Genomic DNA, 17,393 nt, shown 5'->3' with positions numbered 1-17,393 from the left:
GTGACCGACTGGACGTCGCCCAGGCAAGAACCAGAGAAGGGATCGATCCGATGATTTCGAAACACAAGGTTATGGCGACCATCGCGGCCGTGTTACTGACACTGGGCATGAGCCTTGTGTCCGGCAGCGTGGCGAACGCGTCCGTGCAGGAGATCGGCCCATGCAGCGGCCCATCGCAGCGGATTACCGACAATTTCAACAACCCGGGGTAAAACTGTGCGGGTCAAGGCACGTGGTAGTCGATTTCGGCCGCGGTAACCTCATCAATGTTGTGATCGGAGTTGTCGGCGACACCCGCCCGGTCTATGCCGACGGCGGGAGCGGATGGCATCGGGTCGGCAACGGCGCGGCCGCCCGCGAGTACACCCAATGTGGACGCGGTCCGGCTGACCTCGGCCTGTGGCTGACCAATGAGGATCCCCACGTAGTTGTCGTTGTCGGCACGGACGGCTACTACTATTTGGTCCGATTTTATGAAGACAACACAAACAGCAACTGGGTAAAGGGCAATGATGCGTGCCCGTGAAAAGCATCGTGGCCGGCAGTCTTGCCACTTCGCCGTTGTCAGGCAGGGCACAGCGAACCACTCCAGTGCGCCCGATCGCTCCGCGGCTGCAACCACAGCCTTGCAGGTCGAAGCCTGACGTCGCGGTGTAATCCGCGCTGCAATCGGACGAGATCCAACACTCACCGTGAAAGCGTCCGGCGCCGACGTGCATGACGACACCCGCGGCGACGGGTGCAACTGAGGCATTTCCGTCGCCGCCAGTCCATAATCGACACACTCCCGAGAGGGCAGACGGATCTGCTCTCTCGGGAGCAGGAAATTTGAGGAACCACCACAAGGTGCGCGAGCATCACGGCCTCCGTCGGACATACAACGTCAGTAATATGCAAGAAAATGAATGAAGGCCAGACGGATGTACCGGCGGCTCGGGGAGCGACGTCGCCGGGTTCGGTGTCCAGCCTGAAGAGGGACGCCGGAAATCCGTCACGAGGCTCGCCCCAGGAGAATGTGCCGTCGTGCAGGCGACACGACGAGCGAGTGGAGGAGCGCGGATGCGTCACCGAGCGGCGAGACTCGTGGGGCTTGGGCTTGGCTGGAGAGCCGCGGAGATCTCGAAGCCGTAGCCGGTCCAGCGCACGGCGCGCAAATCGGCGACGGTGACGTCGGGTTGGTCGTAGCCTTAGGATCAGCCGCTGGCTCCGACCACGAAACTCACCTCGGCCACACCGGGTGGCACAGGCACCTACTGCGATGTTTCGAAGATCGCGCACTGCGCTGGCGGCAGGCCGAGCCGCTGGGCTCCAACATGCAGCCGTGGTCACCGCCGTTGGGATCGGCGGCTCGACCCAAAGGCTGCTGCTCCTGAGTGCGTTGAGGCGGAACGACCTCGGTCCGCCCGCGCAACCGTCGTCTGTAGACGCCATCTATCGCTTGTCGTCACAGCCCGCTCTTGACTTGACAGCGGCCGCGCCGTCTCGCGGTATCCGAACAAGCGTTCGATGTTTCGGGTTCGTTCGCGACTTCCCCTCGTGGGCGTCTCCGGTGCGTGTTCGGGGTGCTGGAGGTGCGTAGTGGCGGTGCCGGACGTGGTGGCCGGGCTCGCGGCGATCCCCGGCGTTCGCACGGCCGCGCAGCTCGGCGAGCCGAGCCCGGAGCCTTCGGCGCCCGTCGGGTCGCTCCCGGTGACGCCGACGTTGGCCAAGCTAGTGCCCGACGGTCTGCGGCGCGGCACGGCGGTGTCGGTCTCGGGCTCGACCGCGCTGGTGCTGGCGTTGCTCGCCGAGGCGACCCGGGAGGGCTCGTGGGCAGCGATCGCTGGCATGCCCGAGGTGGGAGTGGCGGCCGCCGTCGAGCTGGGCGTCGAGCTGGAGCGGCTCGCCCTCATCTCCGACCCGGGGACCGAGGCCGCCGCGGTGCTGTCGGCGTTGATCGACGGGTTCGACCTGGTCGTGCTCGGCCCAGCCGTCACCCGAGTGATGCAAGCGCCGCTGGCGCGCCGGCTGGGAGGACGGGTCCGCAACCTGGGCGCGGTTCTGCTTGCCGCCGGCCTGTGGCCGGGCGCGGATCTCGAACTGAGGGTGTCGAACCGCCGGTGGCGCGGTCTGACCGACGACGGCTTCGGCCCCTGGAGTTCCGTGGCGTCGTCGCGACCCGCCGTGGCCGCGGCGCCGCTGCGCGTCCACGCACCGTCGCGCTGCAGCTGCCGGGCTCCGGCAATGCTGTCGCGGCTGGCGAGGAATCTGCTGGCCGTGGCCTGCGTGAGGTCGCCGGATGATCCGCACATCGCAGCGGCGTTCGAGCGGGTGGGCATCGTCGCGAGGTGCCTGGTGATTGGCGAGGCCGTCCGCTCGGGTGCGCGCGGTGAGTTCGGTGCGCTGGTCCCAGTCCGGCCGGCAGTTAAGGAGGTCTAGAGGTGCTTGCGTGGCCACTGGTTGACCCTGGACCTCTACGACAAGCTCGCGCCGTTCAGCCAACGCTACCGGCTGCACGGCTGGCTGGGCGAGGTCTGCCGCGGTCTTGAAGCGTGCTCGGCGCCTCGCCGAGTGGGCGCGCCTCGACGTCACCGTTCAGCACTCGCCCGACGCAGCGCCGACCGGCGGGCTCGTCCTGGTCGCCCATCCGCCGGTCGCGGGAACGCTGGCCGGTCGGATCACACTCCACCTGGACGGCACTGAGGTGGGAGCGGTGACGGCGAGCCCGTGCGGGGGTGCCGGACGGCGACCCTCGACTACGTCCACGTCGCCGCCGAGTACCGGCGCCTGGGCTTCGGTCGCACGCTGGTGGCGGCCGCGGTCGCTCGGGCGCCGTCGTACCGGTGGACGGCTCCGTTGCCGGACGGCCCGGTGGCGCAGTCGTTCCGTGCCCGGATCGCCATGCGCCGTGCTGGTCCGCCGTGCGCCCACGTCGGAAGCGCGGAGTTCAGGCGATGAGGGCGAAGAGGAATGAGCGGGAACCGATCGTCGAGTAGCGCTTTGCGTTAGAGGCCGGCCGCTCGGCGCGCAGGAGCTTGCCGTGAGACGTCGCGACCGTGGCCGATCACCAGCGGCGCTCAATTGCCCCGCGATTCGCGTAAAGCTGCCATAGAGGAGGGGTTAGGGCTCGGCGGCACATCGGGGGACGTTGTGCCGCCGAGCCAGGACTGGCGATGATCGGGACGGTCGGGGGGCGTGCCGGACCGATCACCTCAGCAACCAACAAGAGGGCGTTCGGCGGCCACAATGACGTCCGGCGCTGGAGATCACCGAGACGGGTGACGCGCTGGTGTCCGGGTCGCGGAGGCGTGCTGGCGAGGAACCTCCCCGGCATCCGGCGTCACCCGGCAGTTCGTGTCGCCATCGGTGGAGACGCGTCGGCGGACTTGAGCGTTCGGAAGCCGGGTGTGTCCGCGCGGCCGCACCGAAGGCGCGAGCGAGGTGTAGCGGAATATCCGCCATCAAGGCACCGCGACGGTCTTCGGGTGCAGCTCGTCTTGCGGTGACGTTGTGGGCGTGCCGGACAAACCATCTGGTCGGTCCGAGCGTAACGTCTGCCGAGGCCCGGCCTTGGTCAACGGGGCGCGGGTTGATCGTGGAAATCGGTGAAGGGGTTCGATGATGGCGCAGAAGGTGCGTGTCGAGGTGCTCGACGATCTGGACGGCGGCGAGGCAGCGGAGACTGTCGCGTTCGGTCTGGACGGGGTGTCGTACGAGATCGACTTGTCGGCGGAGAATGCCGAGGCGCTGCGCGGTGAGTTCGAGCGCTTCGTCCAAGCTGCGCGGCGAGTCGGCGGCCGGCGGATGAAAGTCGCACTCGGCCAGTCCACCAGCGAGGCCACCACCAGGTCATCGGGAACCGGCAAGGTCAACTCTCGCGAGTACAACCAGCAGGTGCGCGAGTGGGCCGCGGCGAACGGGTACGAAGTTGCTGAGCGTGGTCGGTTGTCGAGCGAGCTGATCGAGGCCTACGAGACCGCTCGCACGACGCCTGCCGAGGTTGAGGCGGAACCGGCTGAGAAGCCGGCGCGCAAGCGGGCACCGCGGAAGAAGGCGGCGGTCTGAGGCGGTACGCCGGGCGGCGATGACGTCTCGCGCTGGCGGGGCACATGAGTCAGGTGGCGCGCCGGCGCCCGGTGCCTGGCAGGGCATCGGCCCCCCGAACCTGCCGGGCAGCCGGACACCGACGGGGTCCTTGTATCGGGTACTGGACAGTCGAGACGAGCTGTGGGCGCAGGCGTCCCTCGTACGTGATTCTGTTCCTCTCGGCCAAGTGATCCGCGAGTTGGTAGTCAGCCGCTGTAGTGACGAAAGACGGCGATGTCTGGGCTGCGTGGGTCGGGTGTCCCGGCCAGACATCGTGGGCAGGTCGGGGTGGGGCCCGACCATCCGACCTTCCCCACCTCAACCGATCGCGACGTCATGACGATCAGCCTATCGGTTGGCCTCACCGGTCGAGCACATGTGCGGTCACGTCTCACCGAAATTGATCATCAGTCCAGGCGTTCACTGCGGTCACAGCAGGCGAGCAATCGCGGCCCCTTCCCGCAGTGGCTGCCACCGACGTTTGTCAGGACCGAATCCGGAGACCTGACTGTTGGTTCCTGTCTTACGCACCTATTTCTCAGCGCGGCCGAGGTGCTTGTCGGCGCCGCCCGACCACGTCCCGGTCTGAAAGTGCGTTGACCTTAGAGCTTGTCTCATGTGGTGAGTTTGCGGAGTTTCTTGTAGCAGATGAGGCTGGCTCCGAGGAGGAGGAAGGCGAGGAAGTGTTCGGCTTTGCGTTCGTAGCGCAACGTGAGGCGGCGGTATCCGGTGAGCCAGGCCACGGTTCGTTCGATCACCCAGCGGTGCCGGCCGAGTTTGTCCTTGGCTTCGATGCCTTTGCGGGCGATGCGGACCTTGATGCCGCGGTCGCGGACCCAGCGGCGCAGGCCGGGCTGGTCGTAGGCCTTGTCGGCGTGGAGCTTGGCCGGCTTGCGCCGGCGCGGGCCACGGCGTGATTTGATCGCCGGGATCGCCATCACCAGCGGTTTGAGCGCGGCCGAGTCGTGCGTGTTCGCGGCGGAGACCGCGACGGCCAGCGGCAGTCCGGCGCGGTCGGACAGGGCGTGAATCTTCGAACCGGGCTTGCCGCGATCCACCGGGCTCGGACCGGTCAAAGATCCCCCCTTTTGGCCCGCACGCAGGCACCGTCCACGATCGCCCGGCTCCAGTCGATGAGGCCCTGGCTGCCGAGCTCGTCCAGCAGCGCGTGATGCAAGCGCCGCCACAGCCCGGCTTTCGTCCACTGACTGAAGCGGCGGTGCGCGGTCTGAAACGGCACCCCGAACGACGGCGGCAGATCCCGCCACGCACAACCGCTGGTCAGCACGTACACGATCGCCGTGAACACCGCACGAGCATCCACCGGCGCCGTGCCACCACCCTGCGGACGCGGCGCGAACACCGGAATCAACGGCTCCACCAACGCCCACAGCTCATCCGGCACCAACCGCAACGACAACCGATCAACCACAGCAAAGATCATCGCTCACCAGCGACCGATCACCACGTAAGACACGCTCTTAGACGCGGTATCAGTGTTCTGCTCGCCGGTGAGAAGCATCGGTGCGACGGCGTTACGGCCAGGAGGTGATGAACGATGATGTGGGTGTGTCTTGCCGTCGCTGGGTTCCCTGGGTTGTTACGGGTGCTGTGATGGCTGTGGCCGGTGGTGGGACCGTGTGGTTTGGGCTGGAGGTGGCGGACAAGCTCGGCAGTGTGATCGGGGCCGTCTGTGGCGTGCTGGGGCTGGGGTTATCGGGCTACGGCCTGTTGCGAGTCCGAGACGCAGCTCCTCCGGTCGCCGCGGGCGCGGTGTCGGTGACGAACTCGATCACCGATACGATGACCAGTCAGTCGATATTGCAAGCTGGGACCATCGGCGGCGCGGTCACGGCCGGTGACGGCAACGTCGTCGGAGACCACAATCTCGTGGCCGGACCCGGCGGGATCGTTGCCGGGCCAGGCGCCCACGTAGTGCTCTCCCTGTTGAATTCTCCGGCTGAGCCTCTACCACCACCAGCCGTCGACCTGTGTGTTGGTCGCGACACTCAGGTGGCGGAAATCGTGACCGGCTGGAACGCGGGCCAGTCGGTGGTGCTCACTGGTGGGCCGGGGATCGGAAAGTCGACTGTGCTGGGCCGCGCAGTCACCGACCCGGCGATCGTCGCTTCCTTCGGGGCGCGCCGGTTCGTGGTGTCGTGTGACGGCGCTGAATCAGCGAGCGCCGTCGTGGACAAGATGGCTCTCGTGCTCGGGGTGGCTCCGGGTGATCACCTGCGGAATCGGGTGCTGGCGTTCGTGCGGGAAGCGCCCTGTGTGCTGATTCTGGACAATTTCGAGACGCCCGCGGACTCCGACCCCGGGGGTGCGATCGAACTGGTTGCGCAGTTGCGCGCCGGTGTTGCTAACCAGTCGGCCATGGGTATTGGTTACCGCGGCGGCGGCGCACCGGCCGGTCTGGCTGGCATGGCTGAAGCCGTGCTGGGACCGCTTCCTCCTGCCGCTGCCGCTGAGGTCTTCATCGAGGTTGCCGGTGACCGGCATCGCGGCGATCCCACGGTCGATCAGCTGGTAGCCGACCTGGACGGGGTGCCGCTGGCGATCACCCTGTTGGCCACCCTGGCGCGTGCGGAGACCGGCTTGGGCACGCTGGTGTCGGCTTGGCGAACGAAGTGCACCGACCTGCTCGCCCATGCCGCCCGTCCGGACCGAACCTCCAGTTTGCCGGTGTCGATCGAACTATCGTGGGACCGGCTGAGCCCGGATGCTCGCACCGCGTTGTCACTGGCGGCGCTCCTGCCCGACGGTTGGCCAAATGACCGGTCGGACCTTTACCTGGCCGACGAACTCGCCGCAGGTGTGATCGAACTGGGCAGTCGGGGACTGTTATACATCGACCATTTGCGTCAACGTTGCCTGGCGCCGATCCGCCGGCACGTAGCCGCTCACCACCCACCAGAGCCCACGGCGCTTCGTCAGCTCACCGGGCGTGTGTGGGCCCTCATCGAGCTGACCGGCCGAGTCGGCGGCTCAGACGGTGCCCATGCACTCAAGACCGTACTGCCTGAATTTACCAACATCACAGACGTCGTTCAGGCTGCGCTGCCCCACGATCCCGACCTGGCACCAATAGTACCTGATCTGCTGATGTTCCAACGATTTACCGGGCTCGGTGACGACCAGCTCGTCCGGAGCGCGCTGGCCTCCGACCTCGAGCCACGCGTCCGGGCCGATATCGCGTTCAACGCTGGCTCGCTCTACGTCACGCGAGGTAAGAACAGTCGCGCCCGGGAACTGTTCAATCAGACGCTGCTGTTGTACCGGAGTCTAGGTTCGGTGCTGGGGGAAGCGAACTGCTTACACGGTCTCGGTGATCTGGAGTTCCGCGAGTCGAACACTACTCGCGCGCGGGAACTGTTCGAGCGGTCGCTGCCACTCTACGGACGCGTCGGAGATGTGTTGGGTGAAGCCAACTGCTTGCGCCGCCTCGGCGACCTGGATTTCCGCGAGTCAAATCATATCAGCGCGCGCAACCTGTTCAAGCGGACTCTGCCGCTATACCGAAGAGTCGGGGATGCTCTGGGCGAAGCTGATTGCCTACGCGACCTCGGCGGACTGGAGTTCGTCGAGTCGAACAATATTCGCGCGCGAGAGCTGTTCGAGGACGCGCTGACTCTGTACCGAAGCATTGGCTCGGTTCTGGGCGAGGCAAACTGCTTGCGCCGCCTCGGTGCAGTGGAGTTTTCCGAGGCAAATAATGTACGCGCCCAGGAATTATTCAGGAATGCGCTACTACTTTATCGGCGAGTCGGAGACGCGTTAGGTGAAGCCAGTTGCCTACGTCGCCTCGGTGGCCTTGAGCTTCTTGAGTCAAGAAATGACTGCGCGCGAGATTATTTCGAGCAGGCCTTGCTGCTCTATAACCGCGTCGATTCGATGCTGGGCGAAGCTAACTGCTTGCGCGGCCTCGGCGAGCTCGAGTTCCGCGAAAAGAATATTGTTCGAGCCCGGGATTTGTTCGATCGGACACTGTTGCTCTACCGGCGCATTGAAGACCGGCAGTCCCAGGCGGTGATCCATGCCTGGCTCGCGCGCCTGAACACGGGTACACTGCAAGTCGAGCACAGAAACAAAATGAACTCACTCATTCAAGAACTCGGCCTCTCAAAGTCTGTCGCTACTTTGAATAGGATCGCCGGTGGCTAAGCGGGCTCCGATCACTGCGGGTGAGGAGTGGCGATCGCCGACAGCGGGGCCCGACGGCTGGCGTCGATCGCCACGGCATCGGGTGACACGCTAGTTGGCCATCCGACAAGCATCGGGGCGGTGTTCGGCGGTGCTGCCAGGTTCGGTGGGGCGTTGTTCGCCGACGAGGCGAGGTTCGGTGGGGCGTTGGTCGGCGGCCACGCCGTTTCCGCGAGACGAGGTTCGCCGGCGAGGCGATGTTCGGTGGGCGGTATACGACGGACGACTATTCGATCCAGTTGAGCTTGGCATACCTCGACGCTGACGATCCTGATCGCGTTGGAGAGGTACGCCCGGCTTAGCAGCGCCGGAGACCGCCCTCATGGACTGTCAGTGGCGGGGTGCACCACCATTTCGGCCGGCGGGGTTCAATGTTCAGACTGGCGGCCTCCTGGTGCGAGCATGGGCTCGCCGGCGTCTTGACGGACGTGCTCGCGATTGCTGCCCAGGGGGAGAGAGTGCTTAGCGGGATCGCGGGATGCGGGGCGGCCGTTTGAGTGGTGCGGCCAGTGCATCCCGGAGTTGCAGCCACATCTGGATCTCGTCACGGTCCGTGATATTGAGAGCCGGCAGTAGCCCTTCGAGGGCGCGATGAGTCGGCAGGTGCTGTCCTGTTAGGTAACCAGCGATTGTCGATCTCGGGACGCCACTGCGTGCCTCCAATGCCCGGATGGAGAGGCCGGTTTGCTCGCGGAGGCGACGAAGTGTCTCGGCGAATTCCTGGCGCGCCTGCTGATGAGCAACGGGGGATGGGGCCAGGTGCTGCTCGCTGCGGCTGACCGCCACGGCGGCTTGCTCAGGCGTGGTCTGTCATCGCAGTTCACGGGCCTCAGGGGTACGGAGAGTCGTCCCCTCCAGCTGATGTAGTCGGGTTTAGTCCACAGGTTGTGGTCGAGCACGAATTGGCGCCGATCGCGCTCATGTTGTGATCGCAGCCTGAGGGTGTTCGCTTGGCCGCGGTTGGGGGTGTACAGAGTGGGGGAAGTTAATTCTGTGTTGTATTCGGTTGCTGAGCTTTCGCTCAAGGCGAATGCGTCGCAGTCCGCCTCGCCTCCGGTGTAGCGACGCACGCGTTCGAGGATTCCAAGGTCGAGTGCGGCGTCGCGGGCTCGGCGGACCGTCTTGGGATCGAGACCTGCCCGCTCGGCCCATTGGCGTACGGAGATCGAGCCGTAGGTTGTGAGTACGGCGTGCGCCAAGGCGTCGAGGGCGGCGTACAGGCTGCTGACGCGTACGCCTGCGATCGTGTCGTTGCGCCCTCCGGGACCGGATCTCTGTGCCACATGGCGGTCTACGGCCGCGTGAAGTGCCGCTTGGACCTGCTGGAGTCGGCGAGGTGAGGGTTCACGTACGCCGCCGGTAGCTTGGTGAGGTCCGAGGCGTATCCGTCGCGGCCGGGTTTCTGTCGCTTCGCGGAGGGCGGGTAACCAGCGGCTGCGGCGCCAGGCGTTCCTTCCGAGGTGGGCAGCCTGGGTGGGAGAAGCCTGGTGGAAGAGGTTCCATGCCTGCTGTTCGGTGAGGCCACGTTCGGCGGCGGCGATGGTGGTGGCGGGCGCCCAGAACCAGCGTCGCCAGGCGTTCTGGCCGATCTCGCGGGCTTTGGTGCCGCTGAGGTTGGCGAAGGCCCAGGCGTACGCGGTGCTGTGGCCGGCGCGGGCAAGGGCGAGGGCGTGGCCGTATTCGGATTCTGATCTGCTGCGGCCGGAGCCGCGTCGCTGGCGCGCGGGTCGCGCTGTACGCGTTGTTGTGGACGTGACGGGCCTGTCTGCGTCGGCCGTCCTGAGCGTGCAGCTCAGGACGGGACTGGGCAGGCCGTGCCGGTGCGGAGAGGAGGTGAGCCGGAGGGTGGAGCGGGCGGTAGCGGAGACGTTCTGTCGGCTGGCGACGGTGCGGACGACGAGCTGGAGCTCGTCCCGCAGGGACGGCGGTGTCTTGATGATGAGGTGGGTGTGGCCGGGGCGGCCGGAGTCGCGGCGCAGCCAGGGCAGCCCGTGGCGGTCGGCCCAGAGGAGCAGCTGTTCGGCGACCACGTCGCTGGCGTCGACACCGGCGCCAGTGTCTTCGGGGTCGATGTCGATGGCGAGCAGAGGTGGCCGGAGTGTGCCGACGATCGCGCGTGCCGCACTGTCGGTGTTGAGGATGTCGGTGGCGTCGTCGAGGTGGTGGGTGATCGTGTGTGCGGCGTTGTCGGTGTCGATGACGATGAACGGGGGGCCGAAGAGTGCCTGGTCGAGGCGTGACGGGAGGTAGGCGTCGGGCATGGGAAGTCCTTGGGGGCTCGGCGTGGCGCGGCGAGGTGTTGGTCAGGTCGGGACGTCGGCTGGAGCGCGCCAGGGCCAGCGCAGCGGCGGCGCGAGGGCACCCAGGCCTGTCGCCGAGGTATCGATGCGCAGGACGACGGCGGTCCAGGTCATCCCGATGCCGATGCCGAGCAGCGCGACGTAGTCGCCTGGGCTGACGGCGCCTCGGGCGAGCAGGTGAGTGAGGCCGATGATCTGGTCGTTGGGTCCGATGTGGCCCCATTGGTCGCCGGCGTGGCAGAGGGTGCGGTCGGCGGTGATGCCGAGCGGTTGCAGACATTGGGTGTTGAGCAGGTGTCGGCCGTAGTGCGGCAGCAGCACCCAGCGCAGCTGGTCGAGGCCGAGGTCGGCGTCGTGGAGCGCTTCGTCGATGACGGCGCGTATGCCATCGTGGTTGCGGCGGATGACCGAGTCAGAGCCGACGACATCGGTGTACTGGCGTTTGCGCTCGCGGATTCGTTCGATGCCGAGCTCGGTGGTGCCGGCGGGGGCGAAGTGGTGGTTGCCGCGGTGGAGTTGTTCGAGGGTGGGGTCGGTGTAGGAGCTGGTGGCGAGGATGTGGGCGAGGCCGGGGTGGCGGCCGAGGATGAGGGCGGAGCCGCCGTCGCCGTAGGCGATGCCGTGGTCGGCGGTGAGGTGGTCGAAGGCGGGTGGGCCGAAGGTTTCGCCGCCGGTGAGCAGGACGGTGTCGAGGTCAGGGCTGCCGGCGAGGACGCGGGCGGAGATGTCGATGCCGCCGGCGAGGCTGTTGCTCATGGCGTTGAGCTCGGTGGCGATGCCGCGGCCGGCTGGCAGGCCGAGCCGGGAGCGGACGTAGGCGGCGCGGGACCAGAAGTCGATGCCGCGGCTGCCGCGCCAGATCGCGGCGTGGAAGTGCAGGTCGGGAACGGGCAGCGGTCCGGTGGTGGTCATGGCCATGCTGGCGAGCGCGTTGCGGCCGGCCCGGACCGCGAGATCCATCCCGGTGCTGTCGCGGGCGATCGACACGGCGCGCTGGCTGGTCGCGCCGCGCAGTGTCCGGCTGGACTCGAGGTCGTCGATGGCGACGATCTCGCCGAGCGCGGCGCCGACGCCGCGCAGGTGGAGGTTCTTCCAGCGCATCGTTAACACCGCCCCGTCTGGCTGGGGCGTGTCGAGGTGTCGGTGTGGTCGGTGATGATGGCGTCGACCGAGCCGTAGTAGGCCCGGAGATGATGGGTCTTGATTCCGACGCAGGCGGCGATTTCGTCGAGCGTGAGCGGTCCGCCGGGCGGTGGGTGGTCGAGTAGGTCGCGGGCGGTGTCGGTGATCCAGGTGCGCATGACGTCTTCCTGATCGAGCCGGTCGGTGTGGCACGCCAGGTGACGGGGAGGGCGCCGAACGGGTCTGGTCGGCGGTGGCGTGGTGCTGGACGGAGGTGAGAGCGTGTTCAGGTGCGGCGGGCGCGGCCGCTGCGCCGGGTGAGCAGGGCTTTGTGGTGGGCGCGGCGCAGGTCGGGGATCTGGTCGCGGGCGACAGGGTCGAGTTCGGGCATGCGGTGGACGTCGGTGTTGAAGCCGGGGTCGGTGCGGAAGATCAGCGCGAGGACGGAGGCGTTGTTGCTGAGGTTGACTACCGCGTAGGGCAGGGTCGCGGGGATGTAGATGATGTCCCCGGCGCGGGGGTGGAAGGGTTGCATGGCGTTGCCGGAGAGGACGGCGACGTGGCCGCTGATGATGGCTATCGCGGTTTCGGTGGTGTCGTGCCGTTGTGGCGCGAGGGTGGTGGCGCCGGGCAGGTGCATCCGGCCGCCGGACAGCGCGCGGGTGGGCACGATCCCCGTGCGCAGGAGCGGGGTGAGTGTTTCGTCTTCGCCAGCCAGATCCCCGGCCACGGATGGGGTCTGCGTGGTCGTGGTGTCCATCTCGTCAGTCCTTCTAGGAGGGTCAGCGGGCCGGGGTGTCGGTGGTGTGGTGGGCGAGTTCGCAGGCGAGCGCGGCATTCGCAGTGGAGGCGGGGATGGTCCGGCGGCCGTGGCCGCAGGCCGCGGCGACCGCGAGCACGGGCCGGTCCAGTTCGGTCTCGACCAGCCCGAGCGCAGTGCGGGACTCCTTGGGATGGGTTTCGTCGACGAGGCCGGCGATGACGTCGATGTCGCGGCGCAGGTGCCGCAGCGCCCGGTAGAACCGCGGATCCGTCGGGGGTGCGTCGGTGCCGGTGCACATCGGGATGTGCGCAGGAGGCATCGGGATCCGCAGCCGCTGCAGCTGTTTGTGCAGCGCGTTGAGGAACTGCACGGCGGGCACGAGGTCGGAGAGCGGGAACAGCGGCTGGTTGCCGAGGTCGCCGTGGCAGAGATGGATCCGCCACGTCGCCTCGCGCGGTCCGTCGGCGAAGACGCGGGCGACTTGCTTGGCCAGCGCCCGTACGGCGGCGGGCCATAGTGGCCGTGGTGTGCGGTCCAGCGTCGCGAGGACGGCGGGGGTCTCGAGCTGGAAGACGACTTGGTGGCCGTGCTGGTGGTGGATGGTGTGGACGTCGTCGAGCACGGCTTGGCGGAACACCGGCAGGTGCGTGATCGCGGCACCCGGGCTGCCGAAGGTGAATAGTGACAGGTCGTACGGGTTCGGGATCGACACCTGATGCGGTGGGAAGTCGCGGTCGTCGTGCAGCTGGGCGCGGGCGGCCATGACGGCGTCGGTGTGGGCGGCGCGGCCGAGGGACAGGTCGTCGGGTTCGAGCCAGTGGCCGTGCTTGAGGCGGTAGGTCGGCATGTCGTCGTAGTCGGCGGAGTGGCCGGTGCGGACGGGTTCGAGGGCGTCGACGGCGGTGAGGCCGTCGAGCCAGTCGATGATCCATCGCGGGTCCGGGTCGCACGGCAGCCCGGTCAACGCAGTGTTGGGGGTGTGGTCGAGGAACCACTGCATCGTGGCTCGGTGGTCTCCGGTCAGGGTGGCGGGCAGCGAGCCGACGAAGTGCACGGCACGGACGTCCTCGGAGGATGCGTTGTCGAGCTGGTCGTTGCTGGGGTGGCTGAACACGAGCGTGGACATGGGAATCTCCCCTGGTGGGCGAAGTCGGTTGAGTTATGCGGGGCGTGGGGAGGGCCGCCGGCGGGGACATGGGGAGCGGGAGGGGTGCGCGGGCCCGCAATGGAGGGTTTGGGGGTGCGGGCCCGCGCGGTCTGGTTGTCAGCCGGTGACGGCGACGTGGCCGGGCTTGGGCTGCGGCTTGGGCGCGGTCCGGTCGCTCGGGTTGTCGCCCTGCTGGTGCCGCTGGCCCGGCACACCCGGCCGGGAGCTCCCGGGGGTGCCGGGCTTGTGCGTCGGGGCCGGGTGGGTGTCAGTGGGCGGGTTGCCCGTCGGTGGCGGAGGGGTTCCGGTGCCGCAGCTGACCGTCGCCACCGTCACCGTGATCGCCGTCGCTGCGGTCGGCTTGCTCGACGTCGGCGCGCCGGACTCGTTCGTGCGGGCGGGGGCGGTGCTGGTGGTCACGGTGATGACCCCGGCGGTGCCGTGGCCGCCGGGCGAGACCTTGAGGTTGCCGCTGCCGCTCTTGGGTGCGCTGGTGGTGATGGCGCCGTTGCGGCAGGTCGCGGTGAACGGCCCGACCGTGGTCCCGCCGACTCGAACCGAGGCGACACGGGCTTCGGCAAATCCGGCGCCGGCCTGCAGGCTGATGCCGTTGGCCACTACGGCACCGCTGGGACTGGACACCGAGCCGCCGGCGGAGGTGATAGCACCGCTGCTGGACACACTCGGCCGGGCGGGCTTGAGGGTTTCACCGCCGGAGACCGAGATCCCAGTCGCCGTCGACGTCGCCGCGGCGGCCGCGAGGGCCGGCGGTGCGGCTGTCGCGGGGGTGCAGCTGGAAGCGAACGTGGTGAGGGTGCCGATGAGCAGCGCTCCGGCTCCGGCGGCCGCGAGGGCGCTACGGGTGGTGTTCATAGCGGGCTCTCCAGATATGTTGACGCGGTTGGGTTAGCGGATGAGGACAGGGGTGCCGATGGGCACCGGATCGGCGGGATTGGTGAGGGTGGCCAGGGCGTCGGCGGGGACGCGGATGCAGCCGTCGCTGGAGGGGCGGCCGAAGACGTCGGTGGTGGGCCAGCCGTGGATGCCGGTGGTGCCGGGCCCGCCGCCGTAGGTCGAATAGGTCGTGGAGTGGATCCCGAGCGGGAAGATCACCGGGCTGAACTTCTGCGTCGCATCGGTCATCGAGGCCAGCACGAAGGTCCGCCCCGTCGGGGTCGGCGCCGCCGCGGTGCCGACTCCGACGCTCCAGGTGCCGATCTGCTGGTGACCGCGGTAGAGCGTGAGCCGGAACGCGGCCCGGTCGATGACGATCCAGTCGGACGTCGATCGGATCGTGAGCGTGTTGTCCTGGGTGGACAGCCAGCCGGTGGAGCCGTTGGGCCGCGACGGCAGCAAGACCTGCACCCAGCCCGGTTCCTCGGCGATCACCGGAACCCAGGTGTCGGACCCGAGCTGTGTGGTCGGCAGGACGGCGATGGCCGCCCCGCCGGGCTGGTCGAACACCGGCACCGGCTTGGTGGGGTGCACGAGCTGCCCGTCTGGGACCTCCGCAGCTGTCTCATCCAGGGGAGCGGTCGGCACCGTGCCGAAGGTGCTGGCCTCGGGTAGCCCGGCCAGATTCGGGACCGCGCGGGCCGCCACGACCGGGACGTGCAGCTCGACTCCCAGCTCGACCGGCTCGGCTCCGTGAGAAGCGTCGGGCGTGGGGTGCGACGGTGCGAGGAGTACTCCCGCGGTGGCGACCATCGTGATGGCAGCCAGCCAGAGCGCGAGCACCCGCCACCGGTTTGGTGCCGGTCGTAGCGTCTCGGACATGGAGTAGTCCTTCCAAAGGGTCGTTGAAGGCCGTGGTGGGCCCGCCCGCTGTGGAGCGGGCCCACCACGAAAGCGGTCGTGGCTACTGGGAAAGCGCGGTGATGAAGCCGTCGGCGGGGGTGCCGAGCCCGGTGACGGGGTCCCAGCCAGGGCTGCTTTGCAGGTTCTGTGGGCGGGCGTCGAAGTCGATCAGGTAGCTGCCCTGCCCGCCGGGGACGGCGACGCCGCCGAAGGCGTGCATCATCGGCGTCCATACCCCGGCCTTCTGCGGGACGACGTCGGCGATGGCGCTGGATCCGCCCAGGCTGTATAGGATCGGGGTGAGCATCCCTGCGCGTGCGTTGCCGGAGCGGGCCTGCTGGGCGTCGGCGACGAGCCCGGCGATCAGCGGCGAAGCCAGAGAGGTGCCGCCGTAGGAGCCGATACCGAACTGGCCCTTGATGGTCTGCCCGACCAGCATCCCGGTGTAGGAGTCGGCCAGCGCCGCGATGTCCGGGACCCCGCGCTTCTCGCCGTTGCCAGGGACGAAGCCCACCTGCCAGTTCGGCATGTAGTAGAGCGCGGAGCTGCCGCCGCCGGCGCCGGAGGCGAACGGGCCGTCGGTATCCTGCTGCGGTGCCCAGCTGCTGCCGGACTGGGTGTTGCCGCTGTTCTCCCACCCGGTCAGCACCGTGGGCTGGTTGTTCTGGTCCAGCCCGACGCTGGTGCCACCGACCGCGACGACCCACGGGCTCGAGGACGGGAAGCTGGCGGCGGGGTGGCCGACGGGGCCGGAGTTGTTGCCGGCGTCGCCGGTAGAAACGGTGACGGTCTGGCCCTGGATTGCGGCCTGCAGCGCCATCGCGTTGAACTGATCCCGTGCCATCTGCGGCAAGCTGTTCTCGCCGTCGGCGTTGCCGTAGCTGTTGCTGATCACGTCCACGGCGTTGTCGGCGACGGCCAGGTTGAACGCTTCGTAGATCCCGGTGCCCTTGCAGGTCTTCCCGGCGTAGTAGCGTATCTTCGCTGCCGGAGCGACGGTGTGGGAGGCCTGCACGTCCAAGGTCTGCTCGGCCGCCCAGCCCTCGGCGCCGCACTCGGCCGCGTCGGTGAACCCGCCCTCGGGCAGGACAGCGCTGTACTGGCCGTCGGCCAGCGGCGGCACGCCGAGCTGGCCGGCGGCCTGGTTGGTGTCGGCGACGATGGTGTCGGAGTTGTAGGCGCCGACGACCCCGATCGTCGTCCCGGCTCCGGTGCTGCCGTTGCTCAGCTTGTACATCGCGCGTACCTGGGTGCCGGTGTAGCCGCAGAGTGCGTTCGATTGGAATCCGGACGGGTATTTCTGCGGGACGTCGGTGTTGTTCTGCTCGCCCCACCAGCGGGCGCAGTGCTGTTCGGTTGCCGCCGCGTTGGTGCGGGTGTGCTGGGGTTTGAGCAGGGTGGCGCTGTCGTCCAGGCCGAGCACGGCAGTGATCGAGGCGCGCAGCGATGTCGGCACGGTAACCGGCGACGCCGGAGCGGTCAGAGTGCGGACCGCGCCGTCGATGCGGGTGCGGAACGCGGCGATCCTCGTCCCGAACGCGGACTCCAGCGCTGCGGTGGAAGCTTCGGCATTGACGAAGTGCCTGTTGGCGCTGACCCCGGTCACGTGCAGGCCCTGCGTGGCCAGCCACTGTGACACCTGATCGACGGTGTCCTGGGTGGCGGCGAATCGGTCGAGGAACTCTTTCGAGGACAGGAACTCGCCGTGTTCGGCGCTGCCCGGGGTGGCCAGCTGTGCGGCGAGGCGTTCGGCACCGGCCTGGTCACGGATCGCGAGTGCGACCTTGATGTGCCGGACGGTGTTCCCGTCGGCGTGGGCGACTTCCGTGTGCGGGGTGGCCCAGGCGGGGGTGCTCCCGGTGATCGGAGTGCGGTCAGCGGTGTCGCCGCTGGGGGTACTGGGTGCCGCGACGGCGGTGGCCACAGTGGAGGCTAGTAGAGCCGCGGTCGCGGCGAGGGCATGCCAAAGACGGCTGTGCATCGAGGTTTCTCC

15 protein-coding genes and 1 pseudogene are annotated in these 17,393 nt (G+C 68.1%); 6 read left to right on the top strand and 10 right to left on the bottom strand.

Features of this window, described 5'->3' with window-relative positions; genetic code table 11:
* Positions 1-160: 160 nt before the first annotated feature.
* The 5 genes and pseudogenes from ACFPLC_RS43125 to ACFPLC_RS43105 all read left to right on the top strand — a co-directional run bounded on the left by ACFPLC_RS43125 (position 161) and on the right by ACFPLC_RS43105 (position 4,044).
* Positions 161-526, top strand: a complete 366-nt coding sequence (locus ACFPLC_RS43125) for a hypothetical protein (protein ID WP_378236184.1) — start codon at positions 161-163, stop codon at positions 524-526.
* Positions 527-1,689: 1,163 nt separating this feature from the next.
* Positions 1,690-2,282 (top strand): annotated as a pseudogene (locus ACFPLC_RS43120) (hypothetical protein).
* On the top strand, positions 2,257-2,418 hold the full coding sequence (locus tag ACFPLC_RS43115; RefSeq protein WP_378236183.1) for a hypothetical protein: 162 nt from the start codon (positions 2,257-2,259) through the stop codon (positions 2,416-2,418). Before ACFPLC_RS43120 ends, ACFPLC_RS43115 begins: the two are co-directional and overlap by 26 nt.
* A 288-nt stretch (positions 2,419-2,706) precedes the next feature.
* The gene (locus ACFPLC_RS43110) at positions 2,707-2,937 is read left to right on the top strand and encodes a GNAT family N-acetyltransferase (protein ID WP_378191962.1); all 231 of its coding nucleotides are present in this window, start codon (positions 2,707-2,709) and stop codon (positions 2,935-2,937) included.
* A 663-nt stretch (positions 2,938-3,600) separates the two neighbouring features.
* Complete coding sequence (locus ACFPLC_RS43105; protein ID WP_378191960.1) at positions 3,601-4,044, top strand: histone-like nucleoid-structuring protein Lsr2; 444 nt, start codon at positions 3,601-3,603, stop codon at positions 4,042-4,044.
* A 635-nt stretch (positions 4,045-4,679) separates the two neighbouring features.
* Here ACFPLC_RS43105 and ACFPLC_RS43100 read toward each other — a convergent pair.
* Positions 4,680-5,509, bottom strand: a protein-coding gene (locus ACFPLC_RS43100; protein ID WP_378235683.1) for an IS5 family transposase whose coding sequence is annotated in 2 segments (ribosomal slippage) — positions 4,680-5,155 and positions 5,155-5,509 — 831 coding nt in all. Because the reading frame shifts where the segments join, the coding sequence is not laid out codon by codon here.
* A 170-nt stretch (positions 5,510-5,679) separates the two neighbouring features.
* Between ACFPLC_RS43100 and ACFPLC_RS43095 the strand changes: the two genes are divergently transcribed.
* Positions 5,680-8,232, top strand: coding sequence for a tetratricopeptide repeat protein (locus tag ACFPLC_RS43095; RefSeq protein WP_378236182.1), 2,553 nt, complete (start codon positions 5,680-5,682; stop codon positions 8,230-8,232).
* A gap of 501 nt (positions 8,233-8,733) precedes the next feature.
* Here the strand turns inward: ACFPLC_RS43095 and ACFPLC_RS43090 are convergent.
* The 9 genes from ACFPLC_RS43090 to ACFPLC_RS43050 form a co-directional block, all read right to left on the bottom strand.
* Positions 8,734-8,934 carry a hypothetical protein gene (locus ACFPLC_RS43090; protein WP_378194965.1) on the bottom strand — a complete coding sequence of 67 codons (201 nt, stop codon included), beginning with the start codon at positions 8,932-8,934 and terminating at the stop codon, positions 8,734-8,736.
* Positions 8,886-10,532 (bottom strand): hypothetical protein, encoded by a 1,647-nt coding sequence (locus ACFPLC_RS43085; RefSeq protein WP_378194962.1) that lies wholly within the window; start codon positions 10,530-10,532, stop codon positions 8,886-8,888. Before ACFPLC_RS43085 ends, ACFPLC_RS43090 begins: the two co-directional genes overlap by 49 nt.
* 42 nt (positions 10,533-10,574) lie before the next feature.
* A complete protein-coding gene (locus tag ACFPLC_RS43080) occupies positions 10,575-11,672 on the bottom strand; it encodes a 3-oxoacyl-[acyl-carrier-protein] synthase III C-terminal domain-containing protein (RefSeq protein WP_378194960.1) in 1,098 nt (365 codons plus the stop codon).
* 2 nt (positions 11,673-11,674) lie between these two features.
* The gene (locus tag ACFPLC_RS43075) at positions 11,675-11,872 is read right to left on the bottom strand and encodes a hypothetical protein (protein WP_378194957.1); all 198 of its coding nucleotides are present in this window, start codon (positions 11,870-11,872) and stop codon (positions 11,675-11,677) included.
* 107 nt (positions 11,873-11,979) lie between these two features.
* On the bottom strand, positions 11,980-12,453 hold the full coding sequence (locus tag ACFPLC_RS43070; protein WP_378194954.1) for a hypothetical protein: 474 nt from the start codon (positions 12,451-12,453) through the stop codon (positions 11,980-11,982).
* Between the two features lie 22 nt (positions 12,454-12,475).
* Entirely contained in the window at positions 12,476-13,582 is a 1,107-nt protein-coding gene (locus ACFPLC_RS43065; protein WP_378194951.1) for a hypothetical protein, read from the bottom strand.
* A 138-nt stretch (positions 13,583-13,720) separates the two neighbouring features.
* A complete protein-coding gene (locus ACFPLC_RS43060) occupies positions 13,721-14,476 on the bottom strand; it encodes a hypothetical protein (protein WP_378194948.1) in 756 nt (251 codons plus the stop codon).
* A gap of 33 nt (positions 14,477-14,509) precedes the next feature.
* On the bottom strand, positions 14,510-15,379 hold the full coding sequence (locus ACFPLC_RS43055; protein ID WP_378194945.1) for a L,D-transpeptidase: 870 nt from the start codon (positions 15,377-15,379) through the stop codon (positions 14,510-14,512).
* 82 nt (positions 15,380-15,461) lie between these two features.
* The gene (locus ACFPLC_RS43050) at positions 15,462-17,381 is read right to left on the bottom strand and encodes a S53 family peptidase (RefSeq protein WP_378194942.1); all 1,920 of its coding nucleotides are present in this window, start codon (positions 17,379-17,381) and stop codon (positions 15,462-15,464) included.
* Between the last annotated feature and the right edge of the window lie 12 nt (positions 17,382-17,393).

The organism is Amycolatopsis plumensis, from assembly GCF_042652605.1.
GTDB lineage: Bacteria > Actinomycetota > Actinomycetes > Mycobacteriales > Pseudonocardiaceae > Amycolatopsis > Amycolatopsis plumensis.
The sequence above is the reverse complement of the archived record's forward strand: the minus strand, read 5'-3'. Positions and strand labels throughout refer to the sequence as shown.